The 17,455-nt window shown below is 41.7% G+C and carries 8 protein-coding genes, 15 tRNA genes and 3 rRNA genes; all 26 read right to left on the bottom strand.

Translation table 11 applies throughout. The annotated features are described in order from the left end of the window. Positions 1 to 5: 5 nt before the first annotated feature. Positions 6 to 197 carry a hypothetical protein gene (locus NSQ92_RS01780; protein ID WP_341152305.1) on the bottom strand — a complete coding sequence of 64 codons (192 nt, stop codon included), beginning with the start codon at positions 195 to 197 and terminating at the stop codon, positions 6 to 8. Continuing rightward, a complete protein-coding gene (locus NSQ92_RS01775; protein ID WP_341152304.1) occupies positions 190 to 2,877 on the bottom strand; it encodes a hypothetical protein in 2,688 nt (895 codons plus the stop codon). The genes NSQ92_RS01780 and NSQ92_RS01775 overlap by 8 nt, the downstream gene beginning before the upstream one ends. Then, positions 2,831 to 5,944 (bottom strand): UvrD-helicase domain-containing protein, encoded by a 3,114-nt coding sequence (locus tag NSQ92_RS01770; protein ID WP_341152303.1) that lies wholly within the window; start codon positions 5,942 to 5,944, stop codon positions 2,831 to 2,833. Before NSQ92_RS01770 ends, NSQ92_RS01775 begins: the two co-directional genes overlap by 47 nt. Before the next feature lie 570 nt (positions 5,945 to 6,514). After that, a complete protein-coding gene (locus NSQ92_RS01765; protein WP_341152302.1) occupies positions 6,515 to 7,507 on the bottom strand; it encodes a DUF3427 domain-containing protein in 993 nt (330 codons plus the stop codon). A 140-nt stretch (positions 7,508 to 7,647) separates the two neighbouring features. After that, positions 7,648 to 7,729 (bottom strand) — tRNA-Leu (locus NSQ92_RS01760). Between the two features lie 22 nt (positions 7,730 to 7,751). Continuing rightward, a tRNA-Leu gene (locus tag NSQ92_RS01755) sits at positions 7,752 to 7,837 on the bottom strand. Positions 7,838 to 7,871: 34 nt separating this feature from the next. Continuing rightward, positions 7,872 to 7,945 (bottom strand) — tRNA-Cys (locus tag NSQ92_RS01750). Positions 7,946 to 7,955: 10 nt separating this feature from the next. Next, positions 7,956 to 8,030, bottom strand: a tRNA-Gly gene (locus NSQ92_RS01745). 3 nt (positions 8,031 to 8,033) lie between these two features. Then, a tRNA-Gln gene (locus NSQ92_RS01740) sits at positions 8,034 to 8,108 on the bottom strand. A gap of 44 nt (positions 8,109 to 8,152) precedes the next feature. Beyond that, positions 8,153 to 8,228 (bottom strand) — tRNA-His (locus NSQ92_RS01735). A 19-nt stretch (positions 8,229 to 8,247) separates the two neighbouring features. Beyond that, positions 8,248 to 8,321: transfer RNA gene (locus NSQ92_RS01730), tRNA-Trp, on the bottom strand. A gap of 7 nt (positions 8,322 to 8,328) precedes the next feature. Further along, a tRNA-Tyr gene (locus tag NSQ92_RS01725) sits at positions 8,329 to 8,412 on the bottom strand. 11 nt (positions 8,413 to 8,423) lie between these two features. After that, positions 8,424 to 8,496, bottom strand: a tRNA-Phe gene (locus NSQ92_RS01720). Between the two features lie 30 nt (positions 8,497 to 8,526). After that, a tRNA-Asp gene (locus NSQ92_RS01715) sits at positions 8,527 to 8,603 on the bottom strand. Positions 8,604 to 8,606: 3 nt separating this feature from the next. Beyond that, a tRNA-Met gene (locus NSQ92_RS01710) sits at positions 8,607 to 8,680 on the bottom strand. Between the two features lie 10 nt (positions 8,681 to 8,690). After that, positions 8,691 to 8,766: transfer RNA gene (locus NSQ92_RS01705), tRNA-Val, on the bottom strand. Between the two features lie 21 nt (positions 8,767 to 8,787). After that, a tRNA-Glu gene (locus NSQ92_RS01700) sits at positions 8,788 to 8,862 on the bottom strand. Positions 8,863 to 8,880: 18 nt separating this feature from the next. Beyond that, a tRNA-Ser gene (locus NSQ92_RS01695) sits at positions 8,881 to 8,972 on the bottom strand. Positions 8,973 to 8,976: 4 nt separating this feature from the next. Next, a tRNA-Asn gene (locus NSQ92_RS01690) sits at positions 8,977 to 9,051 on the bottom strand. A 10-nt stretch (positions 9,052 to 9,061) separates the two neighbouring features. Next, positions 9,062 to 9,178: ribosomal RNA gene (gene rrf, locus NSQ92_RS01685) — 5S ribosomal RNA — on the bottom strand. A gap of 158 nt (positions 9,179 to 9,336) precedes the next feature. Beyond that, positions 9,337 to 12,272 (bottom strand): 23S ribosomal RNA (locus tag NSQ92_RS01680). A 356-nt stretch (positions 12,273 to 12,628) separates the two neighbouring features. Next, positions 12,629 to 14,176, bottom strand: a 16S ribosomal RNA gene (locus tag NSQ92_RS01675). Together the 16S, 23S and 5S rRNA genes with 15 tRNA genes alongside form the textbook arrangement of a ribosomal RNA operon. A 290-nt stretch (positions 14,177 to 14,466) precedes the next feature. Continuing rightward, positions 14,467 to 15,339, bottom strand: coding sequence for a nucleotidyltransferase-like protein (locus NSQ92_RS01670; RefSeq protein ID WP_047944904.1), 873 nt, complete (start codon positions 15,337 to 15,339; stop codon positions 14,467 to 14,469). A gap of 272 nt (positions 15,340 to 15,611) precedes the next feature. Beyond that, the gene (perR, locus tag NSQ92_RS01665) at positions 15,612 to 16,055 is read right to left on the bottom strand and encodes a peroxide-responsive transcriptional repressor PerR (RefSeq protein ID WP_016202777.1); all 444 of its coding nucleotides are present in this window, start codon (positions 16,053 to 16,055) and stop codon (positions 15,612 to 15,614) included. A 381-nt stretch (positions 16,056 to 16,436) separates the two neighbouring features. Continuing rightward, positions 16,437 to 16,907, bottom strand: a complete 471-nt coding sequence (gene bcp, locus NSQ92_RS01660; protein WP_336044955.1) for a thioredoxin-dependent thiol peroxidase — start codon at positions 16,905 to 16,907, stop codon at positions 16,437 to 16,439. A gap of 69 nt (positions 16,908 to 16,976) precedes the next feature. Beyond that, positions 16,977 to 17,381: an ion channel gene (locus NSQ92_RS01655; protein WP_047944907.1), complete on the bottom strand. Its 405-nt coding sequence runs from the start codon at positions 17,379 to 17,381 to the stop codon at positions 16,977 to 16,979. Between the last annotated feature and the right edge of the window lie 74 nt (positions 17,382 to 17,455).

The raw sequence follows: 17,455 nt of genomic DNA, 5'->3' as shown, positions 1-17,455 counted from the left end.
CCTTTCTAACTAAATAAATCCTCCATCTGATTCATTAAACTTTGCTTATTTTTCGCACGTGCTGCCGCTCGATTTCCACGTCGCACGCCTAAATTAAGCTGTTTATGCTCCACATTTTCTGCTTCAGTAGTAGCGTTTACTGCTACGATTGTTGCGTCTGTCAGCATTTTCAGCTTGTGCAATAGCTGCTTATTCATCTTTGCCAAACCCACTTTCACGGCAACAATCCTGGAACTGACAATATTTGCAGTGTGCACCTGAGTTCGCAAATTCAGGTGAAGCTTGCGGAACTTTACCAAATAAATGAAGCCACTTTAAATCATCTGCAATTTGTACACCGTCAACCGTTAATTCATTCGGCCAGTAGTTCCACTCCTCACCGGTCTCAGCTAAAATTTGCTTTTTCGTCTCGCTCCAATGCGGGAACATACTCGAAACAAGTTCCCTAACCTCAGCTTTAGACAACCTCGTCCTCGTGTTTCTCGCTAAAGCATTCAGGTGCGCAATTAACTTCTCATATAAAAAGCGATGATGGAAATTCGTTTCAAAGCTTGGTGCTGCTTGAAGCATATAGCTAAGTACCATACGCTTTTGACAGTAATCCTTTGTATGTACAAGTAAACTGGTTGCATTGCGTTTGTTAAACTGAATTTCCCCATGCTTATAACCGACACCTTTAACAGAAATCGTTGCATTCTCCTTTGCGTCCTCCGTTGCCTTCGAAAGACCAAGAAGATCTAGGTAAAATGATTTTTTTAAGCCTTGCTCCGTCCCTAAATTGCTAACGACTGAAAATTTAATAGCAGAAGCATTCACCATAATTAAATACAGCAAATATTTCGTAATTGCTGCATCATACTGCTTTCGTCGTTGAACGAAATGAATATAATGCCCCTTCTCTTTTGGTGCTTGCTTATAAAGAATGTCCATCGAATCATCATTAAACGGCCACGTCACTAAATTTTGTGACAGGGGTAACGCCTTATTATCTAAAAACGCCAAATGGACCGCCTGGTTTTCGATAAACGGTAAAATATCGCCATCCTGCAATGAAACAATTTTGCTTTCTATTAAACTTTCGCCGAATAAAGAGTTATCATTATTATCTAGCTCCTCACTTAAGAAAAAGCGCAACCCTTGAATCAGATCCTGCCGGTCAAAGTTTTCGAAGTCGCTATTGCTCATTCCTTCAAAGACTCCTAGTAGCTTGCGTGCCACACTTCTTTCCTCTTCTAGTTCGATATTTGGAATGATTTCTTTATTTAAATGCCCAACAAGACGTACAACGTAATCCTTCACTTGGATTGTACTCGTCGATGAAAAAATTTCCTCATATAGTCTTTCGATTGCCAATAGCGCATCTAAAATATTCGTTAAATTTCCAACTGTCACATCATAGTAAGACAGCACTCGGTTTTTATAAATATACACCTCGTTGTCCGGCGTCACGTCCACATTATCAGGCGTCAATGCATACTCTAGCTGCTGCTTTTCCGCGAGAATGTTTTGGAGCTCCTGCTTCCACTCAGCAAAGCTATACTTACCGAATAATCGCTCACGCAACTTTGACAAGTCCTTCACTAATTCACGAGTTGAAACGTCATTCACATGAATATAACCGAGCGAGAAAATACGCATTAGCAAATCAATACTTAGCTCCTCACGATCCATAAACTGCTTTTTCTCCTCATCGAACGTCGTTAAACTTAACGAATGCAGATCGAGTAAAAACTGACCGATTGGATAATCCTTTAACGTCAGTGGCTTCATTGTCCCCATATCCTCAACTTGGCCACGTACTTCACGGGCGCGTGGTGAAATAATAAAATCATACACCTCTTTTTCCTTACTCATTTCGTCTTGGATGTATTCTTTAAATTGGTACATATGATTAAATTCAAAATATTTATTAGGCAAATCCGTTATATCGAGATGTAAATCCCCTTCACAAACGTGCAAAAACTTTTGCGCAATTTTATTGAGATACGGCAAACTATCACTTACAGCTTTAAACTCCGATTTGCCCTTCTCTAAAAACACATCTACTACTTCAAATACCGTTTGATAGTTATCCTGATAGTTAATTAAATGAATCACTTCAAAGCCAACTGCCTGCAATGCATCAATAATTTGCTGCTGGATAGGGGTAATGAAGTAAAAACCATGTAGAACAATTTTTCGCTTTGTTATGTATTGTTGAACGAGTTTCTTTGCCATCGGTAATAATTGCTCTTCTGTGACGACACTATACTCCGGTAACAGGTTGGCATTTTGGCGCTCTTCATCATTTTCTAAAAGGCTAATAAAAATCTTCGTAAACATATTGTTAATGTTCACTATATTGGGCAGCTTATTTTTCCAACTAGCAAAATTCTGATAGGTCACATCCTTCTCAAGCTTTCTCCACAGAGCTAGGGCTAACTGTTCCTCGTAGGTAATAGCTTGTCCTAGCTTATTTCGAACTGATTCAGCCGTTTCTCCTGCCTCTGTCAACATTCGTAGTGTTCTTAGTAGGACGTCCTTATTTTTTGTCATCGCATTATAGATTTTCGGATGTTTTGCTGGGATTTGCTGATTCAGCTCGCGTAATGATTTCGAAATCAATGTAAACTGCTGTAGTTGCGTTTTACTACTATACCACGGCCATGCATCGTAAGAATCATCTAACGAAATGTCGCAACCGACTACACTCAAAACTTGGGCGAACGTTAAGATTGGTGCTTCAATTAACCGCTGCTCTTCAGTCATATAAGCGGTCAATCCACTTCGTAGCGTTGAAGTAGCTGTTATATGGAGAACATCACTGTATTGATGGAACAATGATTTCAGCTCAAACAGTTGATCGACAGTTGCATAAGTTAAAACATGTTGTGTCATTGTTATTTCGCCCTCCTTTAATTAAATGGAACCATGAATTAGGATTTTGTACATTTTCCTTACGTACATAGCCCTTCATATCAAAAATTGCAAGACGCTCCTTTGCCCGCGTTAAGGCTACATATAAGTTTCGTGTTTCCTCTTGGATTAGATGCGGTCTTTCGTCCTGACGCATTTTCGTAAAATTCTCTGTCACGTTCATAAATTTTTCAGAAGGTTTATAATGCCAGCTATATTGGATATCCATCTCGTCAGAGCCCTCCACATTTTCAGCCTCTACAATAATTTCGCAGTTACGCGCATTATCATAAACGAACTGATCCTTCACATAAGGTAAAATAACCGTGTCGAACTCCAACCCTTTTGATTTATGGACAGTCATTACCTTAATGTAATCCTGTCCGTAATCACTATCCGTTAAGTCCGCCTCATCGTCGCGCGTATTCGTAGTAACCTCGATTTTTAGCCAGTTGTACAGCGAATATAAATCGACTTGATCGTGCTGCACACCATTTGCCATTAACGTTAAGATTTTATGCATATTTAGAATATACTGCTTCACCGTATCCTTACAGCCTGTTTGTGCCAATAAATGGTCAGCATATGGTGTATTTTGCATAAACTCATTGAGTACACTTAACCCTGGCGCTAGCTTAAATTGCTCGCTTGCAATTTCCCATGTTGTTGGCAGCTCATATGTAACATTTGACATTTCGTACTGGCCGGACGTCTCCTGTAGTACTGGTAATGTAAACGGCCTACAAAATGCGGTTTGTGCTAGCTCAAATAGCGCAATTTTATCGTTTGGAAAAAGCCACGAATACAGCAAGGCTAACAGATCCTTTGCAGCCAGTGATTTAAAGAGCGTACCATCCTTCACAATTTGCAATGGAGTATTTTGCTGACTACATACTTCACTTAAAAGCCCATGGATTTCATTTACTTTCGAATTCGTACGCACTAATATAGCAAGCACCCGCACCTCTTTCGAATCATTACGCGGACGATTTTTCATTTCATTAAATAACGTCATGACTGCTTCTGGATTTATTTTGTTATAGCATTCGATATAACTGCCCTCTGCTGAGCTACTCGACTTAGTTGGAATAAGACGCTCACTTTGCGTTAAATGGCCATTTCGCTTCCAAGTATCAAAAATGTCCTCTAAATTATTTAAAACATCTGAAGCTGTTCGATAATTTTTATTTAACTGCGAGATTCGGATTTTGCGGTCTTCTGAAGTTAGAAGCTTTCCTAACAATTCGAACGCCGTCACATTGGCTCCACGGAAACGATAGATGCCTTGCTTAATGTCGCCTACAACAACTAAATAAATGCCCGCCTTTACTGCTAAATTGGCAATGAATTCAATTTGCAAAATGTCGGTATCCTGAAACTCATCAACAAATAAATATTTAAACTTCTTACCTAAACTGTCCATTGACACTTTACTATCCATTAATAGGCGTAAATATCTCGTTAAATCCGATAGCCCTAACACATCACGCTCCTGCTTATAAGCCCTTAACTCATCCTCCACCTGTGCTAGGGAACTAACAACGAGCTGCTCAAACGGATTATCCGCTCCTACCTTATTTAATAAATCTGCGGCAAATACCCCTTTTTGCTCAACCTTCTCCGCAAACGCCTTTACAAACTCTGAAATTTGGTAAAACTCAACTCCGCTTAAATCAGCCTCCTGCAGATTCTTGGCTGTATATACATTATGAAGCTCGCTATCAATAAATTCGATTTTTTTCGTCGTAAGCTGTGAGATGTTAAAACTTTGACCTAACCCAATTTGATGACCGTATTCGAACAAAATAAATTTCGCAAATGCAGGAATCGTCATAATCTTCATTTCGCGCAGCTCATCTAAATAGCGTAAAAAGCGGCTTTCACGTGTGTCCTTAAACATTTGTAAAAAACGTTTTTCTAAGCTTTCTAAGATGTTGTTGGCTGCTTCGTTTGTAAACGTAATCATGGCTATTTCATATACATGCGTCACAATTTCCATATTTAATAAATACAGCGCACGGGATACTAATGTATACGTCTTTCCAGAGCCTGCACCTGCCATTACCGAAATATCGATATTCGTTATCGCGTGCTCGATTTTATATTGCTCCACGTTAAACGTTGTTTGTGCTTTGTCGTCTAGCAAATGCTCATATTGTTCAAAGTACTTTCCATCCATGATATAAATATTTTGCGGCACATTTTGCTCGTAATAATAATAGGTAATTCCTTGCTCTACACATTGCTGCTGACGCTTTTCAATTTCCTGTTTATTGAGATGCCCAATTTCTAAAATTGAATGCTTTGCCTCTAATACTTTCAAAGGGGTAGGCTTTTTTTGTAGTGAGATGCTTTCAACAAAATCATCGAATGGTTCACATTGCTCCTCGTCAATTAAGCTCGTAATCGTTTTACTATTTTGTAGTAGCTCATAGACCGTCTGTACGTCCTCTTCACTATATAAAATGAACGTCGAACCAGAGCAGGTATTTAAAAACTTGCGGTTGCCCTTATATTTCGTGCCATAATAAACGAGCTCAAAATTGTTTTGCCCAAATGCTCTTTTATTTTTTTCCTGCTTCATTGCCTTCATATTTTTGCCACCGCTAAATAGCTGTAACCCTAGCTTTTTTTGCCCTTCTCGAAGCAAAATATCGGTTTTGCCCTTTAAATCAAATAAGTAGCTAATTTTCACTTCATCAAATAACCCACTTTCTTTTAATAAAAAATAAAAATGCAGATCCCTTACAAGTGAACGATAGCCTTTCATTAAAGCAGTCATCTCACTAAAATGGTAGCTATTATTAATACGATGCTTCGAGCTATAATAATCCTGAAACTGCTTTAGTGTTGGTAAATCACCCAGCTGTAAAATTAATAAATATAGCTCCTTTATTAATAAAGGTCGCTTTTTCTTAAAGCTTATATATTCTAATCGTTGAAACGATTCTTCTTGATAATGTGCAATTAATTGCTGTTCAATATGGACTGAGGATTTGAGTTTACTTAAAACCTGTTCCAATTCAAACTCGTTGTAAAAATTACTCATAATTACCTCCTCCTATACAATCTATTATTTATATTCAGCTAGTCCATGCTATCAGTATCTTACCTTATAACCCTATTAATTCCAAATACATCAATACTATTTACCTATATAGAATAAGTCCCATGCTACATTCAAACAAATCCTGTAATAAACATATTTTACTGCTACTCACTTAATCTTGAATGTACAGTATTTAATAGAAAAAGAGAATGAGTTAGGTCTATACTATTGTGATGTCTTATATTACTATTTCGGCTTATTTAAACCAACTTTAATTGGCAGAATATTTTTCCAAAAAAACACACTGAAATAATAATTACAGCTAAAGACCACTTAAACGTGCAGAAACTTTGATGGTGCTATTGGTATTTATAAAAGTCCCGCCAATACCTGGCCCCTTTTAAATATATTTTTATCAGTATCATTGATAATTATGGGTTAGTGCTCCTGAATCTTAATATTACATTACAACAATATAGGTTAGTTTCTTAGCAACTCGCAGTGACTTATCTTAAATAAATAAATTAAAAACAAGCTGCCACTAGTTTTACAGACTAATGGCAGCTTATTTTATAATTTCGCTCTAAAAACAGTAGGTTTCAAGTTTAGTGAATCTTTAATATTCCCTACGATTCTGTAGAACTTACCTGAATTACAATTATCTTCATATTCATAGACTCTATATAATTCATAGTTACTTGTATACTCTGAAGAAAACGCCAATTCATTTACGGTTATTAAAAATGGTGTATTAATTCCACCTCTTGTAGTTTTGACCTCTATGTATAATGAAGTACCATCATCTTTTATAGCTTCTATATCATACCCTGCCCCATCTCCTTCTATGACAGAAGTATGAATAGTGTCATATCCTAAAACATCCCTGAGATGGTCAACAACTAATAATTCCCCTTTTAAACCTAGTTCAGAATTTCTATTGCTGTTTTCAGCATAATCTACTTTGGAAGCATAAAAGCTTCTTGATTCTTTTGTTTTATCTGGCATCGAACTTGGCCGCTGAGTTTCAACCAATTCGTCTTCAACTATATCATTTTGATTAATTAAGGGTTCTAATTTTAAATCCATTCTAACTAATACATCCGAAGGTGGAACTACCCAATCTCTAATCTGCCATTTAAAATAAACTGGTTTTTCTCTAGTTGTATCATGTATAACGTAGGCCAGTCTTCCCAAATAGGTAAATGGTTCAACTTGTTTAGTTAGACTATTTTTCTTCTTAGTTCTTAAAAAAAGGTATATATTATCTACTAAGTGATTATGACTAATCAATTGTTTTATCACTTTATTATCTAAAGTTTGCTTAGGTTGAGATTGCCAAGTCAATATACCATCTTCGGTAATACTTTCATCAAAATCATGGCCTAGTTGTTTTTGTCCGAATGTTACAAAAAACACATAGTCCTTTTTTCTCTTTGGAATTTTTACTAGTCCATGTAGACCCCAATTTCCCGCTCCTATTGTAAATGGAGTTACCCCATCAAAGATTTTATATACATCTTCTCTAGAGTATTGGTCGTATAATTTTAAGGGCTTAACTGACACTTTATTCACCTCTTAATCCTAGATTGATTCAATATTCCCGATTAAATTAGCATCTATTTGAACAGGTAAAAGTAACTTTTGGAATGAATTTGATTCCTTATAAAAAGAAAACCCTGAGATGTAAATTCTCAGGGTTTTTATACCGGTGGTCGGGGTCGAACCGACACTCCAGAAGGAACACGATTTTGAGTCGTGCGCGTCTGCCAATTCCGCCACACCGGCGCGTTTATAATTTGTTTGGTAATGCCGAGGACCGGAATCGAACCGGTACGGTAGTCACCTACCGCAGGATTTTAAGTCCTGTGCGTCTGCCAGTTCCGCCACCCCGGCATGATATGTAACAAATTTAAATTATAAACGATTATGGAGGCGGCAACCGGATTCGAACCGGTGGTAAAGGTTTTGCAGACCTCTGCCTTACCACTTGGCTATGCCGCCATAAATATATTGGAGCGGAAGACGGGATTCGAACCCGCGACCCCCACCTTGGCAAGGTGGTGTTCTACCACTGAACTACTTCCGCGAATGGCTGGGCTAGCTGGATTCGAACCAACGAGTGACGGAGTCAAAGTCCGTTGCCTTACCGCTTGGCTATAGCCCAATACTATATATATGCAATAAAATAAAAAAAGTGTCAAAAATAAATGGGGCGAATAATGGGAATCGAACCCACGAGTGTCGGAGCCACAATCCGATGCGTTAACCACTTCGCCATATCCGCCATAATATTTATTTGAAATTGGCAGGGGTAGTAGGAATCGAACCCACACCAAAGGTTTTGGAGACCTTCGTTCTACCTTTAAACTATACCCCTAGATGAATGGTGGAGGGGGACGGATTCGAACCGCCGAACCCGAAGGAGCGGATTTACAGTCCGCCGCGTTTAGCCACTTCGCTACCCCTCCGACATAAAAGGTGGCTCAGGACGGAATCGAACCGCCGACACAAGGATTTTCAGTCCTTTGCTCTACCGACTGAGCTACTGAGCCATTACTTAATGCTATTTATTTTTTGAAAAATGGCGGTCCGGACGGGACTCGAACCCGCGACCTCCTGCGTGACAGGCAGGCATTCTAACCAACTGAACTACCGGACCAGATTGCGGGGACAGGATTTGAACCTGCGACCTTCGGGTTATGAGCCCGACGAGCTACCAGACTGCTCCACCCCGCGATAATATTAATGGTGGAGGATGACGGGATCGAACCGCCGACCCTCTGCTTGTAAGGCAGATGCTCTCCCAGCTGAGCTAATCCTCCATAAAGTATAATGGTATGTATTGGTGACCCATACGGGATTCGAACCCGTGTTACCGCCGTGAAAGGGCGGTGTCTTAACCGCTTGACCAATGGGCCATATTTGAAAAGTTATAATGGCGGAGAGCAAGGGATTTGAACCCTTGAGACAGGGTTACCCGCCTACACGATTTCCAATCGTGCTCCTTCGGCCACTCGGACAGCTCTCCAATATGGCTCCGCAGGTAGGACTCGAACCTACGACCGTTCGGTTAACAGCCGAATGCTCTACCACTGAGCTACTGCGGAATAATGGTATGCCTGGCGACGTCCTACTCTCACAGGGGGAGAACCCCCAACTACCATCGGCGCTGAGAAGCTTAACTTCCGTGTTCGGTATGGGAACGGGTGTGACCTTCTCGCTATCGCCACCAGACTTTTCTCAAGACATATTTTATTATACATGTTTTTGAGATTTTTTCAAGTATAATTTTAGAAAATTATTCCCTGAAAACTAGATTATGGTAAGAAGAAAGAAACAAGTAATCATTATGTCCAGCTTATCGCCGATTAACAGCGTTTCCGCTTTTCATTTTAGTTAAGTCCTCGATCTATTAGTATCAGTCAGCTCCACATGTCGCCACGCTTCCACCTCTGACCTATCAACCTGATCATCTTTCAGGGATCTTACTAGCTTGCGCTATGGGAAATCTCATCTTGAGGGGGGCTTCATGCTTAGATGCTTTCAGCACTTATCCCTTCCGCACATAGCTACCCAGCGATGCCTTTGGCAAGACAACTGGTACACCAGCGGTGCGTCCATCCCGGTCCTCTCGTACTAAGGACAGCTCCTCTCAAATTTCCTACGCCCACGACGGATAGGGACCGAACTGTCTCACGACGTTCTGAACCCAGCTCGCGTACCGCTTTAATGGGCGAACAGCCCAACCCTTGGGACCGACTACAGCCCCAGGATGCGATGAGCCGACATCGAGGTGCCAAACCTCCCCGTCGATGTGGACTCTTGGGGGAGATAAGCCTGTTATCCCCGGGGTAGCTTTTATCCGTTGAGCGATGGCCCTTCCATGCGGAACCACCGGATCACTAAGCCCGACTTTCGTCCCTGCTCGACTTGTAGGTCTCGCAGTCAAGCTCCCTTGTGCCTTTACACTCTACGAATGATTTCCAACCATTCTGAGGGAACCTTTGGGCGCCTCCGTTACTTTTTAGGAGGCGACCGCCCCAGTCAAACTGCCCACCTGACACTGTCTCCCACCCCGATCAGGGGTGCGGGTTAGAATGTCAATACAGCCAGGGTAGTATCCCACCAATGCCTCCACCGAAGCTGGCGCTCCGGCTTCCAAGGCTCCTACCTATCCTGTACAAGCTGTACCAAAATTCAATATCAGGCTGCAGTAAAGCTCCACGGGGTCTTTCCGTCCTGTCGCGGGTAACCTGCATCTTCACAGGTACTATAATTTCACCGAGTCTCTCGTTGAGACAGTGCCCAGATCGTTACACCTTTCGTGCGGGTCGGAACTTACCCGACAAGGAATTTCGCTACCTTAGGACCGTTATAGTTACGGCCGCCGTTTACTGGGGCTTCAATTCAGAGCTTCGCACTAACGTGCTAACCCCTCCTCTTAACCTTCCAGCACCGGGCAGGTGTCAGCCCCTATACTTCGCCTTGCGGCTTCGCAGAGACCTGTGTTTTTGCTAAACAGTCGCCTGGGCCTATTCACTGCGGCTCTCGCAGGCTTGCACCCGCAAGAGCACCCCTTCTCCCGAAGTTACGGGGTCATTTTGCCGAGTTCCTTAACGAGAGTTCTCTCGCTCACCTTAGGATTCTCTCCTCGCCTACCTGTGTCGGTTTGCGGTACGGGCACCCTAAATCTCGCTAGAGGCTTTTCTTGGCAGTGTGGAATCAGGAACTTCGGTACTATATTTCCCTCGCCGTCACAGCTCCGCTTATGTGGTAATGGGATTTGCCTCATTACCAGCCTAACTGCTTGGACGTGCTAATCCAACAGCACGCTTACCCTATCCTCCTGCGTCCCCCCATTGCTCAAACGATTTAAAGGTGGTACAGGAATATCAACCTGTTGTCCATCGCCTACGCTTTTCAGCCTCGGCTTAGGTCCCGACTAACCCTGAGCGGACGAGCCTTCCTCAGGAAACCTTAGGCATTCGGTGGATGAGATTCTCACTCATCTTTCGCTACTCATACCGGCATTCTCACTTCTAAGCGCTCCACCAGTCCTTACGGTCTAGCTTCAACGCCCTTAGAACGCTCTCCTACCACTGACATCATAGATGTCAATCCACAGCTTCGGTGATACGTTTAGCCCCGGTACATTTTCGGCGCAGAGTCACTCGACCAGTGAGCTATTACGCACTCTTTAAATGGTGGCTGCTTCTAAGCCAACATCCTGGTTGTCTAAGCAACTCCACATCCTTTTCCACTTAACGTATACTTTGGGACCTTAGCTGGTGGTCTGGGCTGTTTCCCTCTTGACCACGGATCTTATCACTCGTAGTCTGACTCCCAAGAATAAGTATTTGGCATTCGGAGTTTGTCTGAATTCGGTAACCCGATGGGGGCCCCTAGTCCAAACAGTGCTCTACCTCCAATACTCTAAATCTTGAGGCTAGCCCTAAAGCTATTTCGGAGAGAACCAGCTATCTCCAAGTTCGATTGGAATTTCTCCGCTACCCACACCTCATCCCCGCACTTTTCAACGTGCGTGGGTTCGGGCCTCCATCCAGTGTTACCTGGACTTCACCCTGGACATGGGTAGATCACCTGGTTTCGGGTCTACAACCACATACTATTTCGCCCTATTCAGACTCGCTTTCGCTGCGGCTCCGTCTCTTCAACTTAACCTCGCATGTAATCGTAACTCGCCGGTTCATTCTACAAAAGGCACGCTATCACCCATAAATGGGCTCTAACTACTTGTAGGCACACGGTTTCAGGATCTATTTCACTCCCCTTCCGGGGTGCTTTTCACCTTTCCCTCACGGTACTGGTTCACTATCGGTCACTAGGGAGTATTTAGCCTTGGGAGATGGTCCTCCCTGCTTCCGACGGGATTTCTCGTGTCCCGCCGTACTCAGGATACACTCAAGAGGGAACGAAGTTTCGACTACAGGGTTTTTACCTTCTACGACTGACCTTTCCAGATCGATTCGTCTACCCCGTTCCTTTGTAACTCCATATAGAGTGTCCTACAACCCCAAGAGGCAAGCCTCTTGGTTTGGGCTAATCCCGTTTCGCTCGCCGCTACTCAGGGAATCGCGTTTGCTTTCTCTTCCTCCGGGTACTTAGATGTTTCAGTTCCCCGGGTCTGCCTTCAGTACCCTATGTATTCAGGTAAAGATTCTATCCCATTACGGATAGAGGGTTTCCCCATTCGGAAATCTCTGGATCAAAGCTTACTTACAGCTCCCCAAAGCATATCGGTGTTAATCCCGTCCTTCATCGGCTCCTAGTGCCAAGGCATCCACCGTGCGCCCTTTCTAACTTAACTTAGTTTCGACCAAAGATAAGCGGCGTATCTCTTCGTCAGCTTCTTCACTCTGCTCCTCACGTACTGTCGTACGCTCCGGTGCTCGTTCGGTCGCTTCCTTGACCTACTTGCTTCTCTTTGCTCTCCAATCTTTGAAGGAGTATTCGTTTAATACGACTACTTTCCAAAGAAGTAATTCTCTAAAATAGAGAATCTAAGATGGCGATTACTCGGTTTCTTTCTTGGTTCTTACATAATCTAGTTTTCAAGGAACAATCAGGCTTATTCAGCCTATCATTTTGAGGAATTGCTCCCTCAAAACTGAACAATCAAATCGTCAACAATCTTTGATGGAATGTAAATTCCATTTTCCTTAGAAAGGAGGTGATCCAGCCGCACCTTCCGATACGGCTACCTTGTTACGACTTCACCCCAATCATCTATCCCACCTTAGGCGGCTGGCTCCAAAAGGTTACCCCACCGACTTCGGGTGTTACAAACTCTCGTGGTGTGACGGGCGGTGTGTACAAGGCCCGGGAACGTATTCACCGCGGCATGCTGATCCGCGATTACTAGCGATTCCAGCTTCATGTAGGCGAGTTGCAGCCTACAATCCGAACTGAGAATGGTTTTATGGGATTTGCTCGACCTCGCGGTTTTGCTGCCCTTTGTACCATCCATTGTAGCACGTGTGTAGCCCAGGTCATAAGGGGCATGATGATTTGACGTCATCCCCACCTTCCTCCGGTTTGTCACCGGCAGTCACCTTAGAGTGCCCAACTGAATGCTGGCAACTAAGATCAAGGGTTGCGCTCGTTGCGGGACTTAACCCAACATCTCACGACACGAGCTGACGACAACCATGCACCACCTGTCACTCTGTCCCCCGAAGGGGAACGTCCTATCTCTAGGAGTGTCAGAGGATGTCAAGACCTGGTAAGGTTCTTCGCGTTGCTTCGAATTAAACCACATGCTCCACCGCTTGTGCGGGCCCCCGTCAATTCCTTTGAGTTTCAGCCTTGCGGCCGTACTCCCCAGGCGGAGTGCTTAATGCGTTTGCTGCAGCACTAAAGGGCGGAAACCCTCTAACACTTAGCACTCATCGTTTACGGCGTGGACTACCAGGGTATCTAATCCTGTTTGCTCCCCACGCTTTCGCGCCTCAGCGTCAGTTACAGACCAAAGAGTCGCCTTCGCCACTGGTGTTCCTCCACATCTCTACGCATTTCACCGCTACACGTGGAATTCCACTCTTCTCTTCTGCACTCAAGTCCCCCAGTTTCCAATGACCCTCCACGGTTGAGCCGTGGGCTTTCACATCAGACTTAAAGGACCGCCTGCGCGCGCTTTACGCCCAATAATTCCGGACAACGCTTGCCACCTACGTATTACCGCGGCTGCTGGCACGTAGTTAGCCGTGGCTTTCTGGTTAGGTACCGTCAAGGTACAAGCAGTTACTCTTGTACTTGTTCTTCCCTAACAACAGAGTTTTACGATCCGAAAACCTTCATCACTCACGCGGCGTTGCTCCGTCAGACTTTCGTCCATTGCGGAAGATTCCCTACTGCTGCCTCCCGTAGGAGTCTGGGCCGTGTCTCAGTCCCAGTGTGGCCGATCACCCTCTCAGGTCGGCTACGCATCGTCGCCTTGGTGAGCCGTTACCTCACCAACTAGCTAATGCGCCGCGGGCCCATCTGTAAGTGACAGCGTAAACCGTCTTTCAGCTTTTCCTCATGAGAGGAAAAGGATTATCCGGTATTAGCTCCGGTTTCCCGAAGTTATCCCAGTCTTACAGGCAGGTTGCCCACGTGTTACTCACCCGTCCGCCGCTAACTTTAAAAGCAAGCTTTTAAAGTCCGCTCGACTTGCATGTATTAGGCACGCCGCCAGCGTTCGTCCTGAGCCAGGATCAAACTCTCCAATAAAGAGTTGATTAGCTCATTGCTAAACTCTAGCTTTTTATTACTTTTTTGTTTTACAACATTCATTATAAAACGATTATTGTTGACGTTTGTTTGTTCAGTTTTCAAAGAGCAATTTAGTTAGTCACTTAGGAAGCGACTTTCCTAATATAACATCTATCAACCTTTATTGTCAATAGTGTTTTTTAGAAATTCTATTCCGTCGTTTACTTCAACAGTTCGTGTTGTTTCAGCGACGGATATTAATATAACATTATTCTACGATAATGGTCAACACTTTTTCTAAAACTTTTTTATTTTTTTTCTAAAACACGATAGCATCGATGATAAACACCTGGGCTTTTCGTAGAAATGTTGACTACTTCTATTAAATGCTTATCGATTAAGTATTCGATCAACATTCCTAAATCAACTGCGTAGATAAGCAGCTCTTCTTTTTCTAACAGTTCGTTAAATGTCCAAGCGTCTTTTTCTTTTAATATATCGAGTATATAGCTTGTGCTTGTTCTCATTCTTGAATGAATTAAAAATTCACTTGCTAAGAATAATAGTTCGAGTCTCTTTTCAATAGGCTCATCACTATTTACTAATTCTACATATAGTTTATAGATTTCTGGCTCCATTTGTTTTACTTGGCTCCATACCGTTACTTCTGGGTGAAATCCATTTTCGATCACAGCTAATCGAGCTAAATGGTGTAAGGAATGAACAATATCATTATATGCGTCCAGATAATGTTTATTTTCAAAGAACGCTTTCCCATCCATATATCGTTTAATAAGCTTGGCGAATTCTAGCGCCATTTTTTGTTTTCTTTCGTTAACGGGAAATTCTTTTAACTCATTTTTGAGTCGATAAATAAATTCATTGCGATCAAAAACAACTCTCCCATTGTATATCCATTCAAAGATTCTTTTGTTATTTCCTAATAAGATCCAGCTTCTTAATTGTTTTTCTGTAACAATATGTAGAGCCGCTTTCTTATCTGCATATGTATAGTGCTTGATAAAAACAGGCTGTTCTGCTTCTTTCACAATAATTAGCATGACTGTATCAAAAGTATCGGTCACGGTCATTTCGTTTTGTTTCTTATCAATGATTAATACGCCCAATGTATTTGTCTGGCTAGCTCTTTCTTGATATATAGGACGAAGAATATCTTCCATCGTTATTCCTCCATCTCCATGAATAAATTTTATTCGTTTCGTATTATTTCGACATTTTCTCTTAAAATCCTGCCCTATTTCCAAGGCATACATGAAATCTTACTATAACTTGTTTAAAAATAGAATTACTTTTTGCTATCATTTCTGCCATATAATATTTCAATCTCGTTTCAACGATTAAACAGAAAAAAGAGGATATCTTTTTAAGATTTCCCTTCGCAACGTTTATACGAAAGTAACTCTTAAAAAGACAGCCTCTTCTATTCTCTACATTAGTGCGCTTCTTTTTGAGCACAATCAGGACAAGTACCGTAAATTTCCAGACGGTGGTGGCTGATTTTGAATCCTGAAACATGGCTGGCAAATTGCTCTACCTCATCAAGTCCTGGATAATGGAAATCAACTATTTTGCCACACTCTTTACAGATAATATGATAATGGTGAGAAGTTATAAAATCAAACCGGCTGGAGGAATCTCCGTATGTCAGTTCCTTTACTAAATTCACTTCACGAAAAACTCTTAAATTATTATAAACAGTGGCTACACTCATATTTGGAAATTTGCCTTCAAGTGCTTTATAAATTTCATCGGCAGTCGGATGTGACATTGAGCTTATTAAATATTCAAGTATCGCATGACGCTGCGGGGTAATGCGCACTCCTGTTTCTTTCAGCTTATCAAGAGCTTCTTGCAACTCATTATGTTCCACGGACATGCACCCCATTTCTAAAAGATATTCTTATTTTATAATGTTTATAAATAGTGTACTAATAATAGGAGGGTTTTGTCAACACAGTTACTGTAAGAGCGCGGTTTTCTAGATGTATGAACAATCTGAATAAACAATAATGATTATTTAACAATAGATACTATTACATAATAGTCGATGCTAAGATGTTATTGATAATACACTTATATTATATGCATGAGACCTTACTTTTTTCACCAGAAGTTTTATCCATTTCCCCTTTTCTCCATAAAAAAAGACCAACGAACGCTTTCGTTGGCCACCGACATATATATGAGGAGGTATATGCTCACTATACAATATGCTCTTCGGCTTTTAATGAATGGACAAAAGTCCCTACCTTAAAAATTAGGCTTCGATTTTTTCTAAAGCTTGTTTGATTTCTTCTACATGACCAGCGACTTTTACTTTGCGCCATTCCTTCACAAGCTTCCCTTCTTTATCGATCAAGAAGGTTGATCTTTCAATTCCCATATACTCTTTTCCGAAATTCTTTTTTAGTTTCCAGACATCAAAGCTTTCCGCTACTTCATGATTTTCATCCGATAATAATGGGAATGGCAGCTCGTGCTTTTCAATAAATTTCTGATGTCTTGAAATCGGATCAGGGCTGACTCCTAGTACTACTGCGTTGTATCCTTGGAAATCTTCATGATTATCGCGAAAATCACATGCTTCTGTTGTACATCCTGGTGTCATATCTTTCGGATAAAAATATAAGACAACATTCCTCCCTCGATAATCGGATAATTTTATTTTCTCTCCATTATTTGCTTCTAATTCAAAATCTGGCACTGCTTCTCCAATATGAACAGACATTGTATCCCGCCTTTGCTTTTTTATTCAAGCCTACCTAAAATGCTTCCATGAATCAAGAAAAGCAGTTTGCTAGTTGTTCAGATCAAATACTGCTCGTGCTACGAAAGCAGCAGGAATCGTGTATCCGATCAATGCTTCAATAAGGACAACCATTCGTCCCATACCAATTGGCATTAAATCACCAAACCCTACGGAAAATAAGGTCACCCCGCTAAAATAAATACTCGTATGGAGTGTATGAAAGAAATCATAATTTAAAGAAGGCGCCTGTCCATCATTATAAACCGGGATGCCATTCATCTGGAATAATGTATAGATTAGACCAAAGCCAATCATAATGGTGATATAGACAAAGATTAAGTACATAAAATTCTCGAATGAGACCCATTTTTCTTTTCTGCGGTAAGGAACAAATAGTGTTTTTAAGCTCATTGCAATAAAAAATAGAATGAGTGCTAATAAGACATAAAACATTTCCTTACCTCCTTACTTCCTTGCATAAATGTGATTCCTCTATCATTAATATCTATGCTTGTCTTGTTTATTTA

It is taken from the genome of Niallia sp. FSL M8-0099, assembly GCF_038006945.1.
GTDB lineage: Bacteria > Bacillota > Bacilli > Bacillales > Cytobacillaceae > Niallia > Niallia circulans.
Note: the sequence above shows the minus strand (reverse complement) of the source record. Positions and strands in the feature narration are given on the sequence as shown.

Coding starts and splice junctions, on each gene's coding strand:
- NSQ92_RS01655 (WP_047944907.1), bottom strand. CDS start 17,381: ATGTTTTATGTCTTATTAGCACTCATTCTATTTTTTATTGCAATGAGC.
- perR (WP_016202777.1), bottom strand. CDS start 16,055: ATGTCCGTGGAACATAATGAGTTGCAAGAAGCTCTTGATAAGCTGAAA.
- NSQ92_RS01770 (WP_341152303.1), bottom strand. CDS start 5,944: ATGAGTAATTTTTACAACGAGTTTGAATTGGAACAGGTTTTAAGTAAA.
- bcp (WP_336044955.1), bottom strand. CDS start 16,907: ATGTCTGTTCATATTGGAGAAGCAGTGCCAGATTTTGAATTAGAAGCA.
- NSQ92_RS01670 (WP_047944904.1), bottom strand. CDS start 15,339: ATGGAAGATATTCTTCGTCCTATATATCAAGAAAGAGCTAGCCAGACA.
- NSQ92_RS01775 (WP_341152304.1), bottom strand. CDS start 2,877: ATGACACAACATGTTTTAACTTATGCAACTGTCGATCAACTGTTTGAG.
- NSQ92_RS01780 (WP_341152305.1), bottom strand. CDS start 197: ATGAATAAGCAGCTATTGCACAAGCTGAAAATGCTGACAGACGCAACA.